The sequence below is a fragment of the Protofrankia sp. CiP1_Cm_nod3 genome (genome assembly GCF_982290655.1).
Genome location: NZ_CEVIVD010000284.1, coordinates 1 through 2,574 on the forward strand (window position 1 = coordinate 1; position 2,574 = coordinate 2,574).

Here is a 2,574-nt window from a genome sequence, read left to right on the forward strand (position 1 = left end):
GGCCGTCGGGGGTTTCGATCGGGCGGGGGGCTGCGAGCAGCGGGCCGGTGCGGAAGCACAGGGCCATCCGGGTGAGCGCGGCGGTGACGAAGCGTTCGGGTACCCGCAGCTGGGCGACGGGGAGGATGTCGGTGACGGCGTGGACGGCGGCGCGTGGGTCGAGCAGCAGGGTGAGGGTGGCGTTGTCCTCGCCGGCGAAGCTGAGTTGCAGGCCGGAGCCGTCGCCGATCGGGCGGAGGTAGTCGTTGGCCGGGCCGCGGGGGTCGACGGATGTCTCGAAGTGGTCGTAGTCGTCGTTGAGGATGTAGCCGACGAGCCCGTCGTCGGTCAGGGGCGCCTCGCCGAGACGGATGACCCACGGGTAGGTCGGCATGTCCGGTGTGGGTGGGGAGATGACGTTGAGCCAGTGCACGTCCCGGCGGACGGGTCCGCACAGTTCCAGGTCGATGCGGGCGCGGACGAGGGCGAGGGGGCGGCCGGCGAGGAAGCTGAGGCTGGTGTCGTCGGGTCCGTCCGGGTCGATCGTGATCAGTGCTTCGTCGATGGTCTGGCGGACCGCGGTGAAGGTGTCGACGCCGCGTTCCCGGATGGTCCGCAGGAAGCGGTGCAGGTGCGGGTAGGGCCCGGCGAGCTCGTCGAGGTCGGTGACGGGCGAGTGGGGAAGGGGGGTGAACGCGACGATCCGGTCACCGGAGGGTGCCATCGCGACCCGGAGTTCACCGAGGGCGGCGCCGTCGGGGTCGTAGCAGGCGAGGGAGGCGTCGAGCCGGTTGTGCAGTACCCAGCCGGCGAGCGGGTTCTGGCCCGGGGTGAGGTCGACGTCGTCGCCGCCGTCGCCGGTGTGGGTGGCGGGCAGCAGGTCGAAGCGGAGCCGAGCGGGTTGGAGCAGCCGGGGGGACAGCTCGATGAACCGGTCCGGCTCGATGTCGTGGACGGGATGGTCGGGGATCATCGTCTCGGGGACGATCGGGGTGAAGTGGTAGGCGTCGGTGATGAGGTGGACGGCCCGGCCGAACCGGTCGACGACGGACAGTTTGGTGAACGTCAGCTGGCCGGAACGCAGTTCGACGAACTGCGACGGTTCCCACGGGTCCCATTCGTCGATCGGCTGCGGTCCGGGGTCGGGTGCCCGGTAGTCCTCGTCGGTGAGCAGCTCGGCGATCCTGCCGGTGGGATGTGCGGTGGCGGCGGGTTCGCGCTGGCCGACGGCGGCGCCGAGGCCGTCGAGTCGTTGCACGAGCAGGTCGGCTTCTTTCGCCTCGTCGCGCAGGGTCCGTGCCGCCGTGGCGGCCGGGTCGTCGCGGTGGCGGGCGTAGGTGTCGAACCGGCCGGCTGTGGCGTGGCCGACGGCGGGGGTGAGGTACTGGCGGCCCCGGACGGTGCGGGACTTCTCCGGGGCGCCGAGGCCGCGCCAGCGGTAGCGGTTACCGTCCCATTCCCAGTGGGCGGTCGCGCCGTCCCGGAACGTCAGCGGGTAGTACTCGGCCTCCCACAGCATGTAGAGCGGCTGCCAGGGCTGCCGCCACGGCCCGGCGCCCAGCTCCGGCAGCGTGCCGGTGACCGTGGCGGTGGCCAGGTCGATCCCGGCGCCGAGGGCACGGTCGAGGATGAGGAACTCGGTGAGCGCGCTGCGGATGACCTCCAGCAGCTCGGCCGGTAGGCCGCTGAGCACGATGGTGGCCAGGTCGGGGGCGACGTCGGCCGCGTCGATCGTCGTTCCGTTGCCGGTGACGCGGGTGATGTGCTGGTCGGGCAGCCGGCAGGGCAGGGCGTCGCCGCGGGTGAGCGGGGCGTTTAGGTGCGCGCCGGCGAGGACGACGGCGGGGTCGGCGTGCTGCTCGAACGGGTCGCGGGGCACGCGGGTGAGCTTGCGGTCGCCGACGATGCCGTGCTCGGCGCTGTAGGTGGCGATGCTGGCGGCGAGTTCCTCGCGTTCGAGGCCCCAGGGCAGGGTGCGGCGAGCGGCGGCGAGGTCGGCGGCGAGCGTCGCGGCCCGGCCGGCGGTGCCGTCGGGGTTCGCCGGGTCGAGCTGTGGGCCGATCTGCGCCCGGAACTCGTCGGGTTGTTGCGGCATGCGGGCCAGCCACCACAGTTGGTAGAGGCGTTCGCGGGCGGCAGCGAGGTCCCGTTCGATGCGGTCGTGCTCGCGCTGGGCCCGGTTGAGCTCGGCGACCACGGTGTCCTCGGCGCGTCGGCGGCGGTCCTGGATGGCCGAGGGCGCCGAGGGCGGGGTGCTCGGGTCGCCGCGGCCGACGACCTGCCAGGTGTAGCCGCCGGGTACCGGGCCGAAGCCGCCCTGGTGTGCGGTGCGTTCGACGAGCTGCTCGCCGTCGGGGCGGTCGAGCTCGTCGAGGGCGCCGAGCAGGAACGCCCGGAACAGCGCGGCGTCGTCCGTGTCCAGCGCGTCGGGCCCGTCGGCCTGCTGCTGCAGCTCGGCGGCGGCTTCCGCCGGGCTGTTGGCGACCGCGACCGCGACCGTGGCGCCGTCGGGGTTGTCGGAGTCCGGGACGTCGCCGTCCGGGTCCCAGGCGACCCCGAGTGCCATGCCGGTGTACAGGGTGCGGCGCGAGGCGG

General features: G+C 73.5%; 1 protein-coding gene. It reads right to left on the reverse strand.

All coding sequences use genetic code 11. From position 1 onward, the window contains the following. Positions 1-2,574: hypothetical protein (locus tag AC5LUJ_RS24315; RefSeq protein WP_493465869.1), on the reverse strand; the 2,574-nt coding region annotated here is incomplete at both ends.